Here is a 23,334-nt window from a genome sequence, read left to right on the forward strand (position 1 = left end):
CATAAAAAAACCCTAGATAAGAATCTAGGGTTTTTTGCTTTCTACAAAAGAAAAATTAGTTAATTACTTTTTCTTCAGCTTGAGCGGCTTGGTCTGCTTGGATAGCTGTTAGAGCTACTGTGTAAACGATATCGTCTACTAGAGCACCACGAGACAAGTCATTTACTGGCTTGCGCATACCTTGAAGCATTGGACCGATAGACACTAGGTCTGCTGAACGCTGTACCGCTTTGTAAGTCGTGTTACCCGTGTTTAGGTCTGGGAATACGAATACTGTCGCTTTACCTGCAACTGGAGAGTTAGGCGCTTTAGAAGCGGCTACGTTTTCCATGATTGCTGCGTCGTACTGAAGAGGGCCGTCGATCACTAGATCAGGACGTTTCTCTTGAGCAAGTTTGGTTGCTTCACGTACTTTATCTACGTCTGCACCTTTACCAGATTCACCAGTAGAGTAAGAGATCATAGCAACACGTGGGTCGATACCGAATGCCGCAGCAGAATCTGCAGATTGGATAGCGATTTCAGCAAGCTGTTCAGCTGTTGGATCTGGGTTGATCGCACAGTCACCGTATACAAGCACTTGATCAGGCAGAAGCATGAAGAAGATTGAAGATACGATAGAAGCATCAGGAGCAGTCTTGATGATCTGGAACGGAGGAACGATTGTGTTCGCCGTTGTGTGAACAGCACCAGAAACTAGGCCGTCAACTTCACCAGCTTCAAGCATCATAGTGCCTAGGAATACTGAATCTTCTAGCTTCTCACGAGCAACAACTTCAGTCATACCCTTAGCGCCACGAAGTTCTACTAGACGAGCTACGTAGTTTTCGCGAACTGAAGCAGAATCGATGATCTCAACGCCAGCGCCTAGCTCAACACCTTGCTGTGCAGCAACGCGACGGATTTCTTCAGGGTTACCAAGAAGTACACATGTTGCGATACCGCGTTCAGCACAGATAGATGCAGCTTTAACAGTACGTGGCTCATCACCTTCAGGAAGAACGATGCGCTTAGCCGCTTTACGAGCGAATTCTGTTAACTGGTAACGGAATGCTGGTGGGCTTAGACGGCGAATACCTTGAGTGCCTTCAGATAGAGAATCAATCCAAGGGCCATCAATGTGGCTTGCAACGTGATCGTTAACGAACTCGATACGCTCTTTATCGTCTGCAGGTACTTCTAGGTTGAAGCTCTGTAGGTTAAGAGACGTCTGCCAAGTGTTACCTTGCGCCTTAAAGATCGGTAGACCTGAAGCGAATGCAGGTGCACAAAGGTTAGCAATACTTTCTGGAATGTCGTAACCGCCAGTCAGTAGGATTGCGCCAATTTCAACACCGTTTTTCGCAGCAAGAGCCGCAGCAACGATAACGTCAGGGCGGTCTGCAGAAGTTACTAGCAGTGAACCTGGCTTGAAGTGCTCAATCATGTGCGGTAAAGAACGTGCACAGAAAGTGATGCTCTTAATACGACGAGTAGAGATTTCACCTTCGTTAACGATTTCAGCGTTAAGGTGTTTAGCCATATCAACCGCACGAGTTGCGATTAGATCGATGCTCCATGGCACACAGCCAAGAACACGGATAGGACTAGAGTTGAAGATTTGCATTACTTCAAGGTTCGCTTGTTGAGCGCTATCTGCATCGTCAAAGATTTCAGATAGGTCAGGGCGAGTACGGCCAGCTTCATCAACAGGAGCGTTAAGCTTGTTGATAATCACGCCTTTGATGTTCTTGTTCTTAGTACCGCCGAAGTTAGAACATGCTACTTCGATACGCTCTTTAAGCTGAGTAGGGTTATCAGTACCAGGAGTCGCAACGAATACGATCTCCGCACCAAGTGTTTTCGCGATTTCCGCGTTCACTTGGTTAGCAAATGGGTGCTTACGAGTAGGAACTAGGCCTTCGATTAGCGTTACTTCTGCGTCTTTGTTGATCTTGTTGTATTGCTCAACAACTGACTCAAGAAGCTCGTCCATTTTTTCACTACCGATCAAAGCTTCAGCTTTAGTCATTGCGATTGGCTCACCAATCTTAATGTCGCTGTTTGCGCTGATGATAGTAGACGTTAGATCTGGTTGGTTACCACCGCTACGAGGCTGAGCGATTGGCTTGTAGAAAGAAACACTTACGCCTTTACGCTCCATAGCGCGAAGAACACCCATGCTAACACTAGTAAGACCAACACCAGCGCTTGTAGGGATAAGCATAATAGTACGGGACATTGACGAACACCTTTAACTATTGGAAATAAAAAAAGCTCAACTGCTATTCCCACCGATATTAAAATTGGGGTAGGAATAGAAGTTGAGCCCCATTTTCTTGATATGAAAAACTGACTAGCTTCGAGTGAAGCTAGTCAGGAAAATCAATTAAAGACCTGCTAGTTTCGCAGTGTCTTCAGCAATTACTAGCTCTTCGTTAGTAGAGATAACCATTGCAGGGATACGGCTGTTAGCTGTAGTGATAGTACCTTCGCCGCCGAAACGAGCTTTAAGGTTAGCTTCACCGTCAACTTCGATGCCGAAGATGCCTAGGCGGTTAAGAACCATTTCACGGATTGGGCCAGAGTTCTCGCCGATACCGCCAGTGAAAGTGATTGCGTCTAGACGACCTTCTAGAGTTGCAGTGTAACCAGCAACGTACTTAGCTAGACGGTGACAGAACACGTCCATTGCACGAGTTGCTTCTTCTTTCTCACCGTAGTTGTCTTCAACGAAACGACAGTCAGAAGTCACTTCAGTTAGACCAGCAAGACCAGACTCTTTAGTCAGCATGTTGTTGATTTCTTCAACAGAGTAACCAAGAGCATCGTGTAGGTGGAAGATAATCGCAGGATCTAGGTCACCACAACGAGTACCCATTACAAGACCTTCAAGAGGAGTAAGACCCATAGAAGTATCTACAGATTGACCGTTCTTGATTGCACATACAGAAGCGCCGTTACCTAGGTGACAGTTGATGATGTTAACTTCTTCAACTGGCTTGTTTAGTAGGCCTGCAACTTCACGAGTGATGAATAGGTGAGAAGTACCGTGCATGCCGTAACGACGGATGCCGTGCTCTTTGTACAGGTTGTACGGCAGAGCGTATAGGTAAGACTCAGAAGGCATTGTTTGGTGGAATGCAGTGTCAAAAACAGCAACGTTTTTAAGGCCTGGGAAGTTTTGTTGAGCCGCTTCAATACCGATAAGATGAGCTGGGTTGTGAAGAGGTGCGAAAGTCGCAGCGTCTTGAATACCCTTAAGCACTTCATCAGTGATAAGTGCAGAAGAAGTGAACTGCTCGCCACCGTGAACGATACGGTGACCGATAGCGCCAAGGTTAGCTTTAAGCTCAGGCTTAGAAGCAAGAATAGTTTCTACCATGAAAGATAGTGCTTCTACGTGAGCTGCGCCCGCACCTAGTTGTGCTTCGTGCTTGCCGTCAAGTTTCCATTTCATACGAGCTTCTGGAAGACCAAGACATTCAGCAAGACCAGTTAGGTGCTCAGCACCTGTTTCTGCATCAACAACAGCAAATTTAAGAGAAGAACTACCACAGTTTAAAACTAAAACTAGCTTAGACATTAATGACTACCTGTTTATTTTTCTGATCGAAATCAGTTAAGGATGAAAATTAATCTCAAGAATAGACGAAGCACTGTTGCTTGCGTACTAACCTTGGTCAAAAAAACGTTAATTTCCGTATTAAAGTGAAAGCCACTTTTTAAGAAAAGAGGCTCTTGCATTCCTTGCAGAAGTCGTCCCAAAGTTGCTTAAATTGTAAATAAGGGCAACAATGAGATTGAGGTCTGCAAATAATAGCGATATTGTGCAAATATAACAAAAAAATTTGAAAGAATATTATTTTTCGTCAAATTTTTGTGTTTTTAGTTGATGATTTCAACTTTTTTTTAACGGGAGACTCATATGAGCAATAGAGTTGGTTTAGCGAGCAGTTTAAAAGATGGCCAAAAGTACATGGATCTCTGGCCTGTTCGAAAAGAGTTAAACGCTATTTTCCCTGAGCAACGCATTATCAAGGCGACGCGCTTTGGCGTAAAGGTGATGCCAGCAATAGCCGCTATTAGCGTTCTTACGCAAATGGTCTTTAATAATTATCAAGCGATGCCGCAAGCTGTGGTTATGGCTTTGTTCGCTATTAGTTTACCGCTTCAGGGTATGTGGTGGTTAGGCAACCGCTCAAACACGCAACTTCCACCAGCATTAGTATCGTGGTATCGCGAATTACACGAGAAAATTACTGAGACAGGTTTTGCTTTAGAACCAATAAAGCCACGTCCTCGTTATAAAGAATTGGCGATCATTTTAAATCGCGCATTTCGTCAGCTAGATAAGTCCTCTATGGAGCGTTGGTTCTAAAAGAGCAGTTTGTTTCCTCCGTTTGTCTGAGAACGACTTTGTATCAGTAGCTCGTTCTCAGATTCGTTCTCTACTTTAGTTGTTTAGTTACTCCCTTATTCATTTTGTTTCTTACCTTTCAGTTAACCTAATCTGGCCTTTTCTCGCATAACTCGAACTTTGTTGTGTTTTTGTTAAATATCACTTCAACTTATCAATAGTTACTGGTAATAATGTCAATAGTGATTATTTTGATGTTGTTCTCTTCGAGCGATTAATAACGAGTAGAGCTTGATGTAGGGAGCGATAATGGGTTCTGTAAGAAAGGTATTGGCAGCGGTTTTAGGCTGTCTGTTGTTGCTGTGGACTGGCAACGTAATGGCGAACGTCGCCAAAGTATCGGTTTCACAAGTTGTTGACCACCCAGATCTGAATGCGACACGTCTAGGGCTTATCGAAGGATTGAGAGCGAAAGGCTATGAAGCAGGTAAAAATTTAGAGTTTTCCTACGAAATGGCCAATGGCAGTCCTGTCCAAGCGGCCAAGATCGCTAGAGAGTTAGTGAGCGAAAATCCCCATGTGTTAGTGGGCATTGCTACCCCGACCTCACAAGCGTTAGTCTCAGCTACTCGTTCAATTCCTATTGTATTTACGGCAGTTACCGATCCAATCGGTGCAAGGCTAGTTAAACAATTGGAAATGCCGGGGCGAAATGTCACCGGTCTTTCTGATTTATCTCCGGTTTCTCAACATGTCTCACTGATTAGAGAGCTTCTTCCTCAGGCAAGCTCTATTGGGGTTGTTTATAATCCTGCAGAAGCAAATGCCGTTGCGTTAGTTGGTTTGTTGAAAGAGGCTGCGAGAGATTTTGGTATTACTCTTTATACTGAAAAAGCGTTGACCATTGATGATGTTGAATCAAAAGCAGGGTTTGTTGCCAAGAAGTCTGATGTTATCTATGCGTTGACCGATAACACGGTTGCAAGTGGTATAGAAGGTCTTATTGAAGCAGCGAATCAAGCGAATACTCCCGTCGTCGCAGGGGCTACTTCTTACGTTGGTAAGGGAGCTATTGCGGGCTTAGGGTTAGATTATTATGACGTAGGTGTCCAAACTGCAGACTATGTAGCGGCGATTCTGAACGGACAAAAACCTGGAAAGTTAAGTGTTAAAACAGCAAAGAGTTCGAAACTGGTCATTAACTTAGACGCGGCTCGCGAACTTGGTGTGACACTGCCGAAGTCCGTCATTGATCGTGCGATAATCAGTCGTTGATAAGGTTAATTATCAATTGTTTGACGGTATTTAAGTGATTGTTGTTAACAGTATTGAATTTGCTTAGATGAACAAAACTCATCGATTCTATATCTGGCTTGCGTTCTACTTTATTCATTTTTAAGCAGTTATCTTACCATTAGTCATATCGTTAATATCAATTTACATCATTTTACATCGAGGGAAATGACAATTAATGCCATAATATTAATGGTATAAATGAAAATAGCTGAGCACTAAGAGCACATTATATGAAAGTAAACAGGCACTTTAGCCTTCGCTTTGTCTTTGGATTCCCTGCCGTGATCGCCATAATGTTGCTAGGTCTAATTGGTAAGAATCATTTTGATGCGGTAAAAAAAGATATCAACGTTGAGTTTCATCGCATTGAAGAGGTGTTCACACGAACGACGAAGGTGGTTACTGCTTTAGATTACAGCTTCTCAAACTACTACAAATCCGGAAATCCACTTTTTCTCGACCATAATAAGCAGGTAGTTAATGGCCTATGTCGCATTTGGCCTATCGACGTCCTGCTTCTCGCAGATGGTAAAACCGGCGATATCCCTTCAGTTGACATCGACTATATGCTGGTTGGTGAAGAGTCGTTGTGCTCTGAAAGCAGCGATAGCTATAAAGGTGCATCAGAGAAGATCGCTTTAGCTCCTATCCTTTCATTTCTATCTCAACTTGATGAATATCATGACGGTGTGCACTTCATTGATGCGAGTGGTTATGTCATTTCATCACCTGAAAATTTTGCCAAAGGATTAAGTAAGGCGCTTCTTTCCACCATCAAAAGTCGACCTTATTGGCAAAAAACTGCTAATAATCCAGAACAACTTACGTTAACTGGGCCTGTGTACCGATTCGATTCACTGGACCGAATTATCAGTATGACTATTCCTGTATTTCACAAAGGCGTCCATCAAGGGATGCTATCTGTCGATATTGATGCGGACAAACTGTTAGAGGCTTCTAATCAGCATTTAGCGGGAAGAGTGAACATTATTGATACGACTCTGGTGGATCCAAGCGATTCTGCAATCTTTTATCGTGAGATTTCCTTAGAAGGCGTCGCGTCACATCATGCGATGTATTACGAGTTAAATCTAGCTAAGGAAATCGAGCATTTCTTTATTTATGAAAAAGATAGCTTAATTGTTGCGATTATCGTTTATCTGTTCTCCGTGACCATTTTCTTTTACGTTAATTCCAATATTGAACGCGGTTACTTTAAAGAGCTTGCTGCCAAAGATCCGATGACAGGGTTATTGAATCGACGTGGTTTAGAAGTGTTTTGGCAAAGCGTAGAGCATGACCAACTATTTGCTCTAACGGTGCTTGATATTGATGATTTTAAGTCAATCAATGACACCTATGGGCATGATAAAGGCGACGATGTGATTCGCTTTATGTCTCGTCAGATAAATAACAGCATTCGAAGCAGTGACGTGGCAGCTAGGTTTGGTGGAGAAGAGTTTGTTGTTTACATGAAAGGCGAGGATCGTGAGACACTGATGAGAACGTTAGAGCGTGTGAAAAATGCGATTTGCGCGACATCAGCCGATGTTATTCCCAATGGATTTACAGTATCAGGTGGTGTCTGTCTCGTTGAAACAGAGCAAAACAAACTTAACTTCGAAGAGATATTTAAATACGCAGATGAAAAGCTGTACGTGGCTAAGACGACAGGTAAAAACCGTCTCGAATTTTAGCCACGCGATTGGACAAGTGTTTTGAGGAGTAAGTAAGCAGTGATGCGTTTTTTGAATAAAACGTGCCTAAAGAATTAATGGAATTGGCAGTGTTGCTCTTGGTAAAGCTGCAGGCGTTCTACTATCGGTGGCGCCTTCTTAAAGGTACGAATTTCTTTAAATAGTTCGTTTGCTTCAGGGTAGCCTTTACTTAAATAAACAAACCACTGCTTCACTCTATTGGGGTAGTACATGCCTTTATCCCCTTTAATTTGAAACTCTGAGTAGCGCAGTAAAAGTTCAATCACTTTATTCCACGGCATTTTAGGGTGGTTGTGCTTAACGACATTACCAAGGTTCGGAATGTTGAAAGCACCACGGCAAACCATCAATGAATCGATTCCTGTTGTTTCAATGCAATCTTGACCATCTTGATAGTTCCAAATTTCTCCATTCGCAATCAACGGTAAAGAGGTCCGCTCTCTTATTTGATTGATGTAATCCCATTTGATTTCGCTGGCTTTGTAGCCGCCAACTTTGGTACGAGCATGTACAGTCAGTTCATCCGCTTTCGCTTGTTCGATAGCGTCGACAATCTCAAAGCACTCATCCGGGTGCTCCCAACCCAAGCGAATTTTAGCTGAAACGGGGATATGCTCAGGCACTGCTTCTCTGCATGCTTTTACTACTTGGTAAATAAGTTCTGGCTCTTTGAGCAATGAAGCCCCACCATTACTTTTGTTTACCGCTTTGGCTGGACAACCGAAGTTTAGATCGATCCCTTTCGCGCCAAGATTTGCTGCTTGAATAGCATTCTCTGCCATCCATTTAGGATGTTGACCCAGTAGCTGAACATGGACAGGCACACCAGACATGGTTTGAGAGCCCTGAAGTAATTCTGGACAAATACGGTGGAAAACATGCGGGGGAAGAAGTTGATCAACGATACGCACAAATTCTGTGACACAGAGATTGTAATCATTGATCTCTGTAAGAATTTCACGCATTAGGTGATCTAGAACGCCCTCCATAGGGCCAAGTATTACTCGCATATTGCTCTACCGAAACTGAGTGTATCGAAAATTAAGAGGCGTGATTGTACGGTTTGATCATAGAGATGTCACTATGCGTGTAGTAAGTGTCGGCATAACGGCTTCAGCGGTTAATAGCGACAGGTTAAGCCTGATAACGTTATAATGGGATAAATGATCTAATAAATAGAGCTTTCATGACATATCAATTATTAAACTTACCTGAATCTACGACTGACATTACTCCTCAATTTATCGAAGGGGCAATTCTTGCTTCTAACCTTGCGACTAAGCCATTAGATCCAGAAGCGTGGCTGGCTGTCATTGCTCCTGAAGCTGGCAAAGAATTGGTTTCAATGGTGACTGAGCAAATTAACCGTCAACATAATCTAATTCAGCGTAATGAATATTTACTGACTGATGTGTTGGCTGATGGCGATTTTAATGAGCAGTTCGCCGATTTCGCTGAAGGTTTTATGATGGTTTGGCCTACTGTGGAAGAGCAATGGCAAACAGTGACGATGGCTGATGGCACTCTGCGTATGTTACAAGCGCTCCTAACAACTCTCATGTTAGCGATTGATGAAGAACAAACTCAGCAGCAAATGATTGCGGCTGGGCTTGAAAACCCACCATCACTTCAAGATTTAGTGGGGCAGGTTGATCTAATGATTTCAGAGGTGGCATTGGCGGCTGATGAAGCTATGTTAGGCAATAAATCGCAGAGCGTGAACCCATTCAAAGGTATTGGTCGCAACGACCCTTGCCCATGTGAAAGTGGCAAAAAGTTTAAGCAGTGCTGTGGCAAAAACAGCTAATCACGGCTTGTTGAGTAACTCAGCTTGAGTGAGTAGTTAACTTCCTTTAAGTGATGAAAAGCTTAAGCGATAAAAAAGTCGACCTTGTAGTCGACTTTTTTGTTCTATTTTAAAGGTCTGTATTAGTCCTTTTTCGATTTGAAAAATTGAGAAATGATAACAAAACCACAAGCAATTAAGTTACCGGCAAAGATAATCACTAGCCATTGAGGCATCGACAGGTCTAAGAGTTGCCAAACGACTTTACTGCAGTCGCCGTAAGCTTCGAACATCCACGGGGCCCATTGGTTTAATGGTGCCCAACTAGGGAAGGTTACGAATAAATCACAGGTAGCGAAAGGAGACGGATTAAACTGGTAGTCAACGTGCTCTAACGCAAGCATTAAACCTTTATAAGCACCAAATCCCCAACCAGCAAGGCCTAGCCAGCGTGATACTGGGTTATTAGGAGCAACAGCGCCAATGATTGCCGCGACGCCGATAGCAAGCATAGCAACGCGCTCATAGATACACATTACACAAGGGCCAAGCATCATCACATGCTGAAAGAAGAGAGCGCATGCTTCAAAAAATACAATAAAAGCCAGCAATAAAAGCCAAGATAAACGTCCCTTAGAGAAGTCTTTGAGCATTACAAAAAAATTCACGAATTTAATCCTGTCTATAAAATAAAAAAGCCCTGAATACTCAGAGCTTTTTATCTTGGATAAGTTTCCTAATCAACTAATATTTTTGATTAGTTAGTTATACTTGTTGTGGTTTGTGACACAGTGTTTAGCTTAGTGACCGCCAGAGATAACTGGAGCAATGACTTCACCAGTTCGGTGAATAATCCAACCTGCATCATAAAACCATGCTGTCATTGGTTCAACGAAGAACACAATACCGGCAAGGCCAACCAGTGCCAACACGATAGTATATGGCAGAGCCATGATGACCATGCGGCCATAAGACAGTCGAATTAACGGAGCAAGTGCTGATGTTAATAGGAATAGGAATGCAGCTTGGCCGTTTGGTGTAGCAACCGAAGGTAAGTTAGTACCTGTGTTGATAGCAACAGCAAGTAAGTCAAATTGGTCACGAGTTATGATGCCTTCAACGAGCGCTGTTTTCACTTCGTTGATGTAAACCGTACCTACGAACACGTTATCCGAAACCATCGATAAGATACCGTTGGCTACATAGAAGAGGGCTAACTGTGCGCCTTTATCTTCAACGTGAAGTACTGCATCGATCACTGGCTTAAATAGTGATTGGTCGATGATTACCGCAACTACAGCGAAGAAGACAGCCAGAAGTGCTGTAAATGGTAGCGCTTCTTCAAAGGCTTTACCCATTGAATGCTCTTCGATAACGCCAGTAAATGCCGTTGCTAAAATAATAACTGAAAGACCGATCAAACCCACTTCAGCGACGTGAAGCGCCAAGCCTACAATAAGCCAAATTGCGATTGCACCTTGAACCCATAGTTTTGCAACGTCTTGCTTGGTACGATTTGCTCGTTCTTTGTTGTCGAACTCAACTAAGATTTGGCGAACGTTATTTGGCAATTTTGCACCGTAGCCGAACACTTTGAATTTCTCTACAAGCGCACAAGTTAGAATACCGCAGACGAATACAGGCAGTGTTACTGGTAGCATACGGATAATAAACTCACCGAATTCCCAACCTGCTTGTTTAGCAATTACTAGGTTTTGCGGTTCGCCTACCATAGTCATTACACCACCTAACGCGGTACCAACACCAGCGTGCATAAGCAGTGAACGTAAGAAAGCGCGGTAGTTTTCTAAATCATCACGTGTTAGTTCGGAGATCTCTTCATCATGAGTATGATCGTGCGCAGACGTTGTGCCTTTACCTGATGCTACTTTGTGGTAGATAGAGTAGAAGCCAACTGCAACGCTAATAACGACCGCGATTACTGTCAGTGCATCTAGGAAGGCAGACAAGAAAGCAGCGGCAACACAAAACGCAATAGAGAGTAAAACTTTGGACTGGATGCCGAGCAGTATCTTCGTGAAAATGAACAGAAGCAGTTCTTTCATGAAGTAGATACCAGCAACCATGAACACCAATAAGAGTAATACAGGAAGGTTTGCTTGTAGCTCGTGATAAACCATTTCAGGCTTGGTCATACCAATGGCGATGGCTTGAATTGCTAATAAACCACCAGGTTGAAGAGGGTAGCATTTTAGCGCCATAGCTAGCGTGAAAATAAACTCAACCACCAATAGCCAGCCCGCAACAAATGGGTCAACTAGGAAGAAAACAAACGGGTTGATGATTAAAAAGGAAATGATGGCAAGTTTATACCAATCAGGAGCCTTACCAAGGAAGTTCTTGATAAAAGCGTTTCCGAGAGACATCGGCATGTTAATACTCTTTTATGTTGATTATGAATAGACAAGCAATACAACATTTGAGAATCGAGTTATGTATTTGTTAAAACACATAACTAACAGTGACTTAGAAAAACTACATTCCATGTAATGTTCTGTGGTCTTGCCAAGTCACTCCCTTAGAAACTCAAGCACTGCTAATTTTTGAGCGCAACTCTACTCTTAGATAACATTTAGTCAACAGGAAAAGCCCTGCTGCACTAAAAATACCCCTTTTTTATCGAGAAACGCGATCAAAGTAGCGCAAGCATACCACTTAAAATGTGATAAAAACCGACTAGAATCAATATTTGAGCGAAATGATTGAAATTTACATGATAGAAGCGGTTTATATATGATTATTACAACTTAACATTGCAATTTAGTGGTTTTAAAAATATGACCAACATCATTGATTTAAAAGGAAATTTGTTGTGTTAATAATTTGTTGAAATGGTGGTTTGTAGTTGCTTGCTTTCTAAAGCTAAGTTGCAAACGTGTGCTGAACTTTAGAGTTTTAACTCTACTCGTGTTTTGGGGGAGTAAAACTTTTGAGGGTGTTTCCGCTAGGTGTGACTAGTGGTATGATGAGTAAATTAAAACAGAATAATTAAATTGGATTGAAGTGTAGATGGTCATTAAGGCGAAGAGCCCGGCAGGATTTGCAGAGAAGTATATTATTGAAAGTATTTGGAATGGCCGTTTCCCTCCAGGTTCTATCTTGCCAGCAGAGCGTGAGCTTTCCGAGCTGATTGGCGTTACACGGACTACGCTTCGTGAAGTACTTCAGCGTCTTGCACGTGATGGTTGGTTGACAATCCAACATGGCAAGCCAACGAAAGTTAATCAGTTTATGGAAACCTCAGGTCTTCATATTCTCGATACATTGATGACGTTGGACGTGGATAATGCAAGTAAGATGGTAGAAGACTTGCTTGCTGCTCGAACGAATATCAGCCCTATCTTTATGCGTTACGCATTCAAATCAAATAAAGAAGCTTCAGAGCGTACGATCAGTAATGTGATTGAATCTTGCGAAGCGCTACTTGCGGCACCAACGTGGGACGAGTTTTTAGAGTCTTCACCTTATGCTGATAAGATCAAACAATCAGTGAAAGAAGATGTAGAAAAAGATGAAGCGAAACGTCAGACGATACTAATCGCGAAGACTTTTAACTTTTATGACTACATGCTTTTCCAACGCCTGGCATTTCATTCAGGCAACCAAATCTATGGCCTGATTTTTAATGGTGTGCGTAAATTGTATGACCGAATTGGCAGTTACTACTTCTCTAACCCAGAAGCTCGACGCTTGGCGATGGACTTCTATAAAGAGTTGTTCATTATCTGCGAGAGCGGCCAACGTGAAAACTTGCCATTAGTGATTCGTAACTACGGCATCGCAAGTGCACAAGTTTGGAATGAAATGAAAACGACATTACCAACGAACTTCACTGAAGACGACAGCTAAGCCATAGGTTTACTATTGTTGTTCCTGTTTAGTCGGTGACGTAAAGAAAACGAAAAAGCGGCGAGATAATCAAATTATCTCGCCGCTTTTTATTCATCGATAGTTGGTGAAAACTTATCAATAGGCAGTAACTTACCCTGCAAACTCTTCTGAGTCTGGACGGTTAGTAAATTGCACGCCATTTAGAAAATCGCAAAGTAGCTGGTCTTCACATACTTTGTAGTTCTTGTTCTCTGGCTTGCGGAAGTAAGCGCCAATTTCGTACTTGCTCAAGCTAATGCCAACTACTTCTAGTACGTCCAAAACATCTTCTGCTTTCATGTTTAATGCGATACGAAGCTTCATGAAGATCATGTTGTTCGTCAGTGCAACTTCAGGTTTAGGTTGCTCGCCTTCTTTCTTGCCACGCTTAAGGTTGATGAAACCATTTAGGAATACCGCTAACTCTTTATCTTTCATCTTAGAGCATGACTTGTCGTTGTCGTCTTTTAGCCAGTTAATCACTTGGTCATGAGCAACGGTCACATCAGCTTGTTCGATAGCTTTGATGATTTGTGCATTTTTAAGGTTTAGTGCGTGTTGAATACGACGCAAGATTTCGTTGTTAGTCACTGGGGATTCCTAAAAAGGGTTTTAGAGTAAAGAGGTGTTTATCGTCGACAAACTAATTTCTACTCTACATAGCATAGTTGACGGCGACTCTAACAGAGAACGCTTATTTTCGGTAGATATAAAAAATCCCCAATGCTGATTAACTCTTTCAAGTTAAAAATGCATTAGGGATTTAGTGATGAGTGCTTGTTATCTGACTGAAGCCAGAATTACATTACACGCATACCAGGTTGAGCACCTTCGTGTGGCTCAAGGATCCACAGGTCGCTGCCGCCAGGGCCAGCTGCCAGGATCATGCCTTCAGACATACCAAACTTCATCTTACGAGGTTTTAGGTTAGCTACCATTACGGTTAGCTTGCCTTCTAGCTCTTCAGGTTTGTATGCTGATTTGATGCCAGAGAATACTTGGCGAGTCTCACCACCGATGTCCAGTTGGAACTTTAGTAGTTTGTTCGCTTTTGGTACTTCTTCACAAGAGATGATACGAGCAATACGCATGTCTACTGCAGCAAAGGCATCGAACTCAATCTCGTCTGCGATTGGCTCTTTGTCTAGCTCAGTTTGGCTTGCTTGTTCTTTTTCAGCTTCTGCTTTTTCTTTCGCTGCTGCCTCTGTGGCTGCATCTTCTTTAGAAGACTCAACCATTGCTTCCACTTTCTTAGGATCAATGCGGTTGAATAGCGCTTTGAACTTAGTGATCTCGTGATCAGTTAGCGGAGTCGCAATCGCTTCCCACGTTAGCTCTTCGTTTAGGAAAGCCTCAGTGCGAGCTGCAAGCTCTGGCATTACTGGTTTCAGGTAAGCCATTAGTACGCGGAATAGGTTAATACCAACAGAAGAAACTTCTTGAAGCTCTTTCTCTTTACCTTCTTCTTTTGCAAGAACCCAAGGTGCTTTCTCATCGATGTACTGGTTAGCTTTATCCGCTAGTGCAGTGATTTCACGGATAGCACGGCTGAACTCACGAATTTCGTATAGCTCGCCGATACGCTCAGCAGCAGCAACGAATTCGTTGTATAGCTCAGGTTCTGAAAATTCAGCAGCTAGCTTGCCTTCAAAACGTTTAGTGATGAAGCCAGCGTTACGAGAAGCTAGGTTAACAATCTTGTTTACTACATCAGCGTTTACACGTTGAGTGAAGTCTTCAAGGTTAAGGTCTAAATCATCGATACGGCTGTTTAGCTTAGCTGCGTAGTAGTAACGCAGACACTCAGGGTCTAGGTGGTTTAGGTACGTGCTTGCTTTGATGAATGTGCCTTTCGACTTAGACATCTTTGCACCGTTCACTGTTACGTAGCCGTGCACGAATACGTTGTTTGGCTTACGGAAGCCTGCGCCGTCTAACATTGCTGGCCAGAATAGGCTGTGGAAGTAAACGATGTCTTTACCGATGAAGTGGTAAAGCTCAGTTGTGCTGTCTTTCTTCCAGTATTCATCGAAGTTTAGATCGTCACGCTTGTCACATAGGTTCTTGAAAGAAGCCATGTAGCCAACAGGTGCGTCTAGCCATACGTAGAAGAACTTGTCTTTTTCACCTGGGATTTCAAAGCCAAAGTAAGGTGCATCACGTGAGATATCCCACTGTTGCAGACCAGACTCAAACCATTCCTGCATTTTGTTTGCAGTTTCATTCTGTAGAGAGCCAGAACGAGTCCATTCTTTAAGCATACTTTCGAACTGAGGTAGGTCGAAGAAGAAGTGCTCAGAGTCTTTCATTACTGGAGTTGCGCCAGAAACCGCTGATTTAGGGTTAATCAGTTCAGTTGGGCTATATGTCTCACCACAGTTATCACAGTTATCACCATACTGGTCTTCTGATTTACACTTAGGGCAAGTACCTTTTACGAAGCGGTCTGGTAGAAACATCTCTTTCTCAGGGTCGAAAAGCTGAGAAATAGTACGGCTAGAAATGAAGCCGTTCTTTTTAAGTTCTAGGTAGATGTGAGAAGCCAGTTCACGGTTCTCTTCGCTGTGTGTGCTGTGGTAGTTATCAAAGCTGATATCAAAGCCAGCGAAGTCTTTTTGGTGCTCTTCACTAACAGCAGCGATCATCTCTTCTGGTGTGATACCCATCTGTTGAGCTTTAAGCATAATTGGCGTGCCGTGAGCATCGTCAGCACAGATGAAGTTTACAGTGTTGCCACGTAGACGCTGGTATCGAACCCAGATATCAGCTTGGATATGCTCAAGCATATGACCAAGGTGAATAGAGCCGTTAGCGTACGGAAGCGCACAAGTTACCAAAAGTTGTCTTGGATCAGTTGCCATACTTAATAATTCGCTTTTTTGATAGGTATAAATTTTGAGAGGTAATACTACTTTATAACGTGTGATACGCCAAGGTATCAGACAAAGGATTCCCCTAGTTTTTTAGGGGTTCAGTCTTTATCTCGTGGGTGATAGCATAAATAAAAAAGGAGCCTCAATGCGTAACTTTACTTCTAAGCAAGATTTCTGTTCATGGTTGAATGAGTTCGAATCACCAATCCTCATTCCTGAGTGGGCGCAACACCAAAATATTGTATCGGTTGATCCGCGTGGATCATTTGTTATTACTTTACCTTTTGCTGCGAATCAACTGGCTGCTGATCTTAAATACTGGATTAACGCTCAGATCGAACAGCAACTTGTCAGCGCTTTTCAATTCGAAGTGAATGTGAAGCCATCAGCGCTTGAAACTACCGTCGCTACACCATTGAAAGGCGTTAAGAACATTATCGCGGTAACGTCTGCCAAGGGGGGAGTGGGTAAATCAACAACTTCGGTAAACCTTGCGCTCGCGTTATCTAAGTCAGGTTCAAAAGTCGGTTTGCTGGATGCAGATATCTATGGCCCGTCAGTGCCTATGATGCTTGGCCAATTAGACGCAAGACCACAAGTACAGAATAATAAATGGATGATGCCAATTGAGGCGCATGGCATTTTTACACATTCTATTGGGTATCTTGTGTCGAAAGACGATGCGGCAATCTGGCGTGGCCCTATGGCAGCTAAAGCTTTAGGCCAACTTGTTAACGAAACCGTATGGCCAGAGTTGGATTACCTTGTTATCGATATGCCACCGGGCACGGGTGATATTCAGCTAACGTTGTCGCAGCAGATCTCAGTAACGGGCGCGGTAGTCGTGACGACTCCTCAAGATTTGGCTTTAGCCGATGCACGTAAAGGTGTAGCGATGTTCGATAAAGTGAACGTACCTGTGGCGGGTCTCGTCGAAAACATGAGCTACCATATTTGTAGTCATTGTGGTGAGAAAGAGCATATCTTTGGCGCTGGTGGCGCAGAGGCTATGTCTGAAGAATTTTTCCTCGATATCTTGGCGCAAATTCCACTGCATATTGATGTACGAGAAGACATTGATGCTGGCTGCCCAACGGTAATACGTCGCCCTGACAGCGAACATACTCGTCATTATCTAGAGCTTGCTGAAAATGTTGCTGCGAAGATGTTTTGGACGGGAAAAGCGAGACCGGAAGCAATTAACTTCTCTATGGTTGAATAAAGTTGGCCACTCTCAATGTCTTGTAAATAATGGTTGGTAAGATAAATGGCTTTTTGGGTTTAGGAAATAGCCATTGGGGTTGTGCAAATAGTTGTAGGTAAGTTATTTGAAAGCAAACGATTGTATTCATTAAATGCATTGATATCATCAATTTGACTGCAATTAGCTAAAATGGCGACTAGAATCTATGTTGTTTAGCCCCTATAATCAGGCGGTTTATCTCTTCCCACCACCAAACCATATCGGGTGCAAAATTAATGTCTGATAATAATCAATGTGTCATCGTAGGTATCGCTGGCGCTTCAGCTTCAGGAAAAAGTCTGATTGCTAGTACAATTTATAATGAATTGCGCGAAAAAGTAGGCGACCATCAAATTGGTGTTATCACGGAAGATTGCTATTACAGCGACCAAAGCCACTTGAGTATGGAAGAGCGTGTTAAAACTAACTACGATCACCCAAATGCACTAGATCATGATCTTTTATGTGAACATCTACAGCAGCTAATGAGTGGTAATGCAGTAGAAGTTCCGGAATACAGTTACACAGAGCATACACGCACTTCTGAAACGACTACACTTACCCCTAAGAAAGTGATCATTTTAGAAGGTATTCTGCTTCTAACTGACCCGCGTCTCCGTAAACTAATGCACGCAAGCGTGTTTATGGATACGCCATTAGACATCTGTCTACTACGTCGTGTTAAACGTGATGTAGAAGAGCGTGGTCGTACAATGGACACGGTACTTAAGCAATATCAAGAAACAGTGCGCCCAATGTTTATGCAGTTTATCGAGCCTTCAAAACAACACGCAGACATCATCGTTCCTCGTGGTGGTAAAAACCGTATTGCGATTGATGTGTTAAAAGCGCACATTGCGAAGTTGTTGAAGTCTTAATCGAATAAAATTTTGCCTAAGTGACTCACTTAGCTTTATTTTTTACCGAATCAGTGGCACTTTTATAGTGCCACTTTCTTTTGGAATCTAAGCAAGGAATATGCGGATGAAGAAACTACTCATTTTCATAGCTGTACCAGTGTTTGTTGTTATTGCAGCAATTCTGGCACTAGTGCTGTTAGTGAATCCCAACCAATTTAAGCCATTAATTGTCGAACAAGCCCAAAAACACACCGGCCTAGAGCTCGTGATCGAGGGTGATATCAGCTGGCAATTCTTCCCATCTATTGGCTTTGCTCTTGGTCAAACTGAATTACGTAACCCTGAAGGATTTACCCAACCTAACCTATTTAAGGTTGATAACGTTGGTGTTGATGTGTCGGTTACTCCGCTATTTAGCAACCAACTAGAAATCGGCAACGTGACTCTGGATGGTGCAGAATTCTATTTAGAAACCCTTAAAGATGGTCGTAAGAACATCGATGCGTTAACGCAGGCATCAGCGTCTCAAGAGCCTGAGTCTGTTGCAGATACCCGTTCTGAATCCGCGCCAGCGACCGAAGAACAAGGTACGACAGAAGTATCAGGTTGGACGATAAACCTTGCGGGCGTTACTGTCTCAAACGCATTGTTTGAAATGGACGACAAGCAAGCCGGCTCATTCACTAAGTTATACGATGTGTCTTTAAACTTGTCTGAATTTGCGGTTGATACGTGGACCACTGCGACCTTTGCTGCCTCTGGTGAAAACAATCAGCAGAAGTTCTCTGCAGAAGGTAGTGCTGAGTTTAAATTAGCGGAAGGTTTTGCAAGTTACGCACTTCGCAATATTGACCTAAACGCTAAGTTCAATGATCCTGCGACGTCGATTGAATCTGCAAAAATTGGTTTGAACACGTTTGAGTTCGATAAGGTAAACCAACTTACTTATGCTGTAGTTGGTAACGCCGCAGGCCTTGACCTTGATCTTAAAGGTGGTGGTGAACTAACGGTAGATAGTGCGATTTCAAAAGTCACATTGAATAAGCTGACGTTAGATTCAACACTCAAAGGCGATGCGCTTCCACAATCACCAATGAAAGTGGATATGTTGTCTGACCTAAGCTTTGATCTTAATAAGAGCCACTTGAGCTTTGTGCTAGAGAAGTTGCAAGCAAATGCTATCGAGCTAGACGGTAAAGCAGACGTCACCTTATCTGAAATACCAAAGGTTCGTTTCTCTCTCCATAGTCCAAATATCGATTTAGATGAGTTCTTAGGTTTGGGTAAGACAACAGAAACGGCGAGCACAGCGCCTTCTGATTCTGCTGGTGGCTCAACGTCAAATTCTGATAGTTCAGCTCCTACTAAAGAAGTAGAACCTGATCTTTCGGCTCTGAAAACGTTAGACGTGAAAGGTGACATCACGATTGATAAGTTCAAAGCGAACAACGCGAAGATGCAGAATGTTAAAACAGCATTTTCTGTTAATCGTGGTATCGCGGAGCTAACCTCATTTACATCGAATCTCTACGATGGGTCTATCTCTGCAACAGCTAGATTAGATGCACGTAATACACCGGCGACTTACACCGCTAAGAAGAAAATCAAAGGTGTGAAAGTTCAGCCGTTACTGGTTGATGTCGCTGAAAACGATATGCTAGAAGGTACTGGTAATATCGATGTTGACGTCAAAGGTAAAAGCTTGACACCAACAGGGATTAAACAGAACTTAGTCGGTACGATTGCGATTAATTTCGAAGATGGTGCGGTTAACGGTATTAATGTCGCTCAGCTGATTCGAGAAAACTACGCCAAGATCAAGGGTGAGAAGGTCGAAAAAGTTGATGGCGCACAGAAGACTGATTTCAGTGCAATGAAAGCGACACTCAAAGTGGATAAAGGCTGGGTTTCAACGAATGACTTGTCAGCTCAATCACCGCTTTTAAGAGTGACGGGCCAAGGTAAGGCAAACTTCATCAATGAGACAGTCGATTTCCTTGTGAGAACATCGATAGTTGGGTCCTTAGAAGGTCAGGGTGGTAAGAGTATCGATGACCTGAAAGATGTCACTATCCCAATCAAGGTCACTGGCCAGTGGGCAGAACCGAAATTTGCGCTTGTTTTTGATGATGTGTTGAAGCAAAAAGCGCAGAAAGAGATTGACCGTGGTGTGAATAAGCTAACGGATAAGATCAAAGACGAAAAAACGAAAGAAGCGGTTGATGGTTTATTGAAAGGCTTCTTTAACTAATCTCTGCTCGCTTGAACTAGCATAGAAAAAAGCGCCATTCCTTATTGCAGGGAATGGCGCTTTTGTTTGGATGCTTATGATACTTTCGAGAGATTCTCTATGACACTCGTCCCTCGTTCTAGGGAATGACGATCGGTGCTCATCCTTTATTTAGGGGAGTAACACTGAAGAGTCGTCATCCTCGAGAGGAAAGAATGACCGAGTCGGGGATCTCTAATTGAACGGGATTACCAATCCACACCTTGTAGAGCTTTAACGCCAGATTCGAAAGCGTGCTTCACGTTACGAACTTCAGATACCGTATCAGCCATGTCAGTCAACGTTCGATGCGCACCACGTCCAGTAATAATTACTGATTGCATTTTCGGGCGATTATTTAGAGCTTCTACTACTTCGTCCAATTCGATGTAGCCATAACTCACCATGTACGTCAGCTCATCAAATAAAACTACATCAATCGACTCGTCGGTTAGCATACGTTGACACTCTTTCCATACGCGCTGCGCAGCTTCGATATCTTGAGCCTTGTTTTGGGTTTCCCAAGTAAAGCCGGTTCCCATCACTTGGAACTCTACATCCAGCTTTTGAAGAACGTTTTTTTCGCCATTATCCCAAGTGCCTTTAACAAATTGAGCAACGGCACATTTCTTACCATGGCCTACAGCTCGAGTGATGGTACCGAAACCTGATGTTGATTTACCTTTACCGTTACCAGTAATAACCAACAATAAGCCTTTCACTTCTTGTGCTGCAGCCACTCGTGCATCGACTTGTTCTTTTACTTTCTGTTGTCTTGCCTTATGGCGTTGTTCTTTGTTGTCTTCGGTCGACATAACAAATCCTTTTAAGTTGTGATTGCGTCTATCATAGCCTAACTTAACGATAGCAAAAACCATCGGAAGAACAGGTGATTACGGATGAAAAAGATACTCGTTGTTTGCATGGGGAATATTTGTCGTTCGCCAACAGGTGAAGCGGTGCTTCGAAAGAAAGCTCAGCAGATAGGGATTGATGTTGTGGTCGACTCTGCGGGTACAATTGGATTCCACCAAGGCAATCCACCGGATTCACGCTCAAAGTCGGCAGGAGAGAAGAGAGGGTACAGTTTTAAGGGAATAACCTCCCGCAAAGTAGTTATGAATGACTTTGAAGAGTTTGACCTGATACTTGCAGCAGATAGAGCTAATTTGGAAGACTTAATGAGCCAGTGTCCAGTTCACCTCCAATACAAGCTCGCGCTGTTTTTGAGTTTTGGAGAGTCACAGTATCAAGAAATTCCCGATCCTTATTATGGTGAGGGGAATGGCTTTGAATTAGTGTTGGATTTAATCGAAGAGTCGAGTGATGCAATATTAAATTCGATTTAACGTCGAAGTGATGTTCGGTCTTTGAGCAAAAAAGAACAAGATCAACACGATCAAGAATATCAAGAATTATAGATATAAAAAGGCCGACATCGAATGTCGGCCTTTCTAAATCTAATTTAAGCGATAGCTAAGATTACTTAGACATTACTTTGTAGATAGGGTCTTCTGCAACGTTCGCTTCAACTAAGCTCCCGGCTTTGTGCAGCATAGCGACACAGTCTTTGCTTAAGTGGCGAAGGTGAAGAGTTTTGCCTAATGCTGCGTAACGGTCAGCAATCGTGTCGATTGCTTCAATCGCTGAGTGGTCAGTAACGCGTGAGTTTGCAAAATCAACGATGACATCTTGTGGATCGTTGTATGCGTCAAACAACTCTAGGAAGTTAGCCGTTGAACCAAAGAAGATTGGGCCGTTAACTTTGTACTCTTTTGAGCCTTCTGCGTTTACTGAGGTGTCTGCGTAGATGTGTTTAGCATGTTGCCAAGCGAACATTAACGCTGAAGCTACAACACCAACACCAACGGCTACCGCAAGGTCAGTTAACACCGTTACTACTGTTACAAGAATGATAACGAAGAAGTCTTGCTTAGGTACACGACGCGCCAGCTTGAAGGTAGCCCATTCAAACGTGCCGATAACAACCATGAACATTACACCCACTAGTGCCGCTAGAGGAATCATCTCGATAAGCGCGGAGCCAAACAGGATGAACATCAGAAGTGCAACTGCAGCTACGATACCTGAAAGACGACCACGACCACCTGAGTTTACGTTGATCATCGATTGGCCGATCATCGCACAACCACCCATCGCGCCAAATACTGAACACGTTACGTTAGCCATACCTTGACCTACACATTCACGGTTAGATTGACCACGAGTGTTTGTCATTTCGTCTAGTACCGTTAGTGTTAGTAGAGACTCAATCAAGCCGATAGCCGCAAGGATAATGGCGTATGGCAGAATGATTTGCAGTGTTTCAAATGAAAATGGAACCGCAGGAATCGAGAACGTTGGTAGAGAACCTGCTAGTGTCGCTGCTTCATCACCAGACATAGTACGTAGGAAGTCGACAACAGTACGAGTTTCAAGATCAAGACCAACAACCAAAGCCGTTACCGTAACAATAGCAACCAATGAAGAAGGCACTGCTGTTGTGAGTTTAGGTAGGAAGTGGATGATACCCATAGTCAGTGCTACTAGGCCTAACATCAGAGTCATTTGACCGCTTGGTAACCAAGTTAATGCTCCCGTTACATCAGGCGCTTTAAATTGGCCAAGCTGTGCCAAGAAGATAACGATCGCTAAACCGTTCACGAAACCAATCATTACTGGGTGCGGAACGATACGGATAAATTTACCTAGCTTAAATACACCAGCTGCAATTTGCAGAAGACCGGCTAACATTACGGCTGCAAATAGGTATTGAACACCATGGGTTGCCACTAGGCTTACCATTACTACAGCCATTGCGCCAGTTGCACCAGATATCATACCTGGACGACCGCCAAAGACAGAAGTGATTAAACCTACGATGAATGCTGCGTAAAGACCAACCATTGGGTCAACGCCAGCAACAAAAGCGAATGCTACGGCTTCAGGTACCAGAGCTAGGGCTACTGTAAGACCTGAAAGCACGTCATTCTTTACAGAGTGCTTTGAAAATTGTGGGAATTCGAACATGTTTGCTCAGCTATGCTAAAAATGGATTT

Annotated in this window: 18 protein-coding genes; 9 read left to right on the plus strand and 9 right to left on the minus strand. The window is 43.1% G+C overall.

The features are described from left to right. Window positions 1-55: 55 nt before the first annotated feature. Both pta and OCW38_RS04900 read right to left on the minus strand, forming a co-directional pair. Window positions 56-2,221 (minus strand): phosphate acetyltransferase, encoded by a 2,166-nt coding sequence (pta, locus tag OCW38_RS04895; protein WP_010437208.1) that lies wholly within the window; start codon window positions 2,219-2,221, stop codon window positions 56-58. 147 nt (window positions 2,222-2,368) lie between these two features. Beyond that, window positions 2,369-3,565: an acetate kinase gene (locus OCW38_RS04900; protein ID WP_010437209.1), complete on the minus strand. Its 1,197-nt coding sequence runs from the start codon at window positions 3,563-3,565 to the stop codon at window positions 2,369-2,371. Window positions 3,566-3,907: 342 nt separating this feature from the next. Here OCW38_RS04900 and yfbV point away from each other — a divergent pair, with 342 nt between their 5' ends. The 3 genes from yfbV (at window position 3,908) to OCW38_RS04915 (ending at window position 7,332) form a co-directional block, all read left to right on the plus strand. Next, the gene (yfbV, locus tag OCW38_RS04905) at window positions 3,908-4,360 is read left to right on the plus strand and encodes a terminus macrodomain insulation protein YfbV (RefSeq protein ID WP_010437216.1); all 453 of its coding nucleotides are present in this window, start codon (window positions 3,908-3,910) and stop codon (window positions 4,358-4,360) included. Window positions 4,361-4,648: 288 nt separating this feature from the next. Beyond that, window positions 4,649-5,614 (plus strand): ABC transporter substrate binding protein, encoded by a 966-nt coding sequence (locus OCW38_RS04910; RefSeq protein WP_010437219.1) that lies wholly within the window; start codon window positions 4,649-4,651, stop codon window positions 5,612-5,614. Window positions 5,615-5,865: 251 nt separating this feature from the next. After that, a complete protein-coding gene (locus OCW38_RS04915) occupies window positions 5,866-7,332 on the plus strand; it encodes a sensor domain-containing diguanylate cyclase (protein WP_010437221.1) in 1,467 nt (488 codons plus the stop codon). A gap of 74 nt (window positions 7,333-7,406) precedes the next feature. On the opposite strand, the gene dusC is transcribed toward OCW38_RS04915, so the two are convergent. Next, window positions 7,407-8,363 carry a tRNA dihydrouridine(16) synthase DusC gene (gene dusC, locus OCW38_RS04920; RefSeq protein WP_261895286.1) on the minus strand — a complete coding sequence of 319 codons (957 nt, stop codon included), beginning with the start codon at window positions 8,361-8,363 and terminating at the stop codon, window positions 7,407-7,409. Window positions 8,364-8,539: 176 nt separating this feature from the next. On the opposite strand from dusC, the gene OCW38_RS04925 reads away from it, so the two are divergent. Then, the gene (locus OCW38_RS04925; RefSeq protein ID WP_010437227.1) at window positions 8,540-9,160 is read left to right on the plus strand and encodes a YecA/YgfB family protein; all 621 of its coding nucleotides are present in this window, start codon (window positions 8,540-8,542) and stop codon (window positions 9,158-9,160) included. A 122-nt stretch (window positions 9,161-9,282) separates the two neighbouring features. Here the strand turns inward: OCW38_RS04925 and dsbB are convergent, their stop codons facing one another. Next, window positions 9,283-9,792, minus strand: coding sequence for a disulfide bond formation protein DsbB (gene dsbB / locus OCW38_RS04930; RefSeq protein ID WP_016799414.1), 510 nt, complete (start codon window positions 9,790-9,792; stop codon window positions 9,283-9,285). 147 nt (window positions 9,793-9,939) lie between these two features. After that, window positions 9,940-11,532: a Na(+)/H(+) antiporter NhaB gene (gene nhaB / locus OCW38_RS04935; RefSeq protein ID WP_010437229.1), complete on the minus strand. Its 1,593-nt coding sequence runs from the start codon at window positions 11,530-11,532 to the stop codon at window positions 9,940-9,942. 637 nt (window positions 11,533-12,169) lie between these two features. Here nhaB and fadR point away from each other — a divergent pair. Continuing rightward, window positions 12,170-13,009: a fatty acid metabolism transcriptional regulator FadR gene (fadR, locus tag OCW38_RS04940; RefSeq protein WP_010437230.1), complete on the plus strand. Its 840-nt coding sequence runs from the start codon at window positions 12,170-12,172 to the stop codon at window positions 13,007-13,009. Between the two features lie 132 nt (window positions 13,010-13,141). On the opposite strand, the gene OCW38_RS04945 is transcribed toward fadR, so the two are convergent. Then, on the minus strand, window positions 13,142-13,621 hold the full coding sequence (locus OCW38_RS04945) for a YehS family protein (protein ID WP_010437231.1): 480 nt from the start codon (window positions 13,619-13,621) through the stop codon (window positions 13,142-13,144). A 209-nt stretch (window positions 13,622-13,830) separates the two neighbouring features. Then, window positions 13,831-15,891 (minus strand): methionine--tRNA ligase, encoded by a 2,061-nt coding sequence (gene metG, locus OCW38_RS04950; RefSeq protein ID WP_261895289.1) that lies wholly within the window; start codon window positions 15,889-15,891, stop codon window positions 13,831-13,833. A 157-nt stretch (window positions 15,892-16,048) separates the two neighbouring features. Here metG and apbC point away from each other — a divergent pair, with 157 nt between their 5' ends. From apbC to OCW38_RS04965, 3 genes are all read left to right on the plus strand, one after another. Next, window positions 16,049-17,125, plus strand: coding sequence for an iron-sulfur cluster carrier protein ApbC (apbC, locus tag OCW38_RS04955; RefSeq protein ID WP_261895291.1), 1,077 nt, complete (start codon window positions 16,049-16,051; stop codon window positions 17,123-17,125). A 257-nt stretch (window positions 17,126-17,382) separates the two neighbouring features. Next, complete coding sequence (gene udk / locus OCW38_RS04960; RefSeq protein ID WP_004734002.1) at window positions 17,383-18,024, plus strand: uridine kinase; 642 nt, start codon at window positions 17,383-17,385, stop codon at window positions 18,022-18,024. A 106-nt stretch (window positions 18,025-18,130) separates the two neighbouring features. After that, window positions 18,131-20,257, plus strand: coding sequence for an AsmA family protein (locus OCW38_RS04965; RefSeq protein ID WP_010437240.1), 2,127 nt, complete (start codon window positions 18,131-18,133; stop codon window positions 20,255-20,257). A 227-nt stretch (window positions 20,258-20,484) separates the two neighbouring features. On the opposite strand, the gene cobO is transcribed toward OCW38_RS04965, so the two are convergent. After that, a complete protein-coding gene (cobO, locus tag OCW38_RS04970) occupies window positions 20,485-21,090 on the minus strand; it encodes a cob(I)yrinic acid a,c-diamide adenosyltransferase (protein ID WP_010437241.1) in 606 nt (201 codons plus the stop codon). Between the two features lie 84 nt (window positions 21,091-21,174). Here cobO and OCW38_RS04975 point away from each other — a divergent pair, with 84 nt between their 5' ends. Continuing rightward, window positions 21,175-21,624, plus strand: a complete 450-nt coding sequence (locus tag OCW38_RS04975; RefSeq protein WP_016767663.1) for a low molecular weight protein-tyrosine-phosphatase — start codon at window positions 21,175-21,177, stop codon at window positions 21,622-21,624. Between the two features lie 133 nt (window positions 21,625-21,757). On the opposite strand, the gene OCW38_RS04980 is transcribed toward OCW38_RS04975, so the two are convergent. Next, window positions 21,758-23,305, minus strand: coding sequence for a SulP family inorganic anion transporter (locus OCW38_RS04980; protein ID WP_010437243.1), 1,548 nt, complete (start codon window positions 23,303-23,305; stop codon window positions 21,758-21,760). Window positions 23,306-23,334: the final 29 nt, after the last annotated feature.

The organism is Vibrio cyclitrophicus, assembly GCF_024347435.1.
Taxonomy (GTDB): domain Bacteria; phylum Pseudomonadota; class Gammaproteobacteria; order Enterobacterales; family Vibrionaceae; genus Vibrio; species Vibrio cyclitrophicus.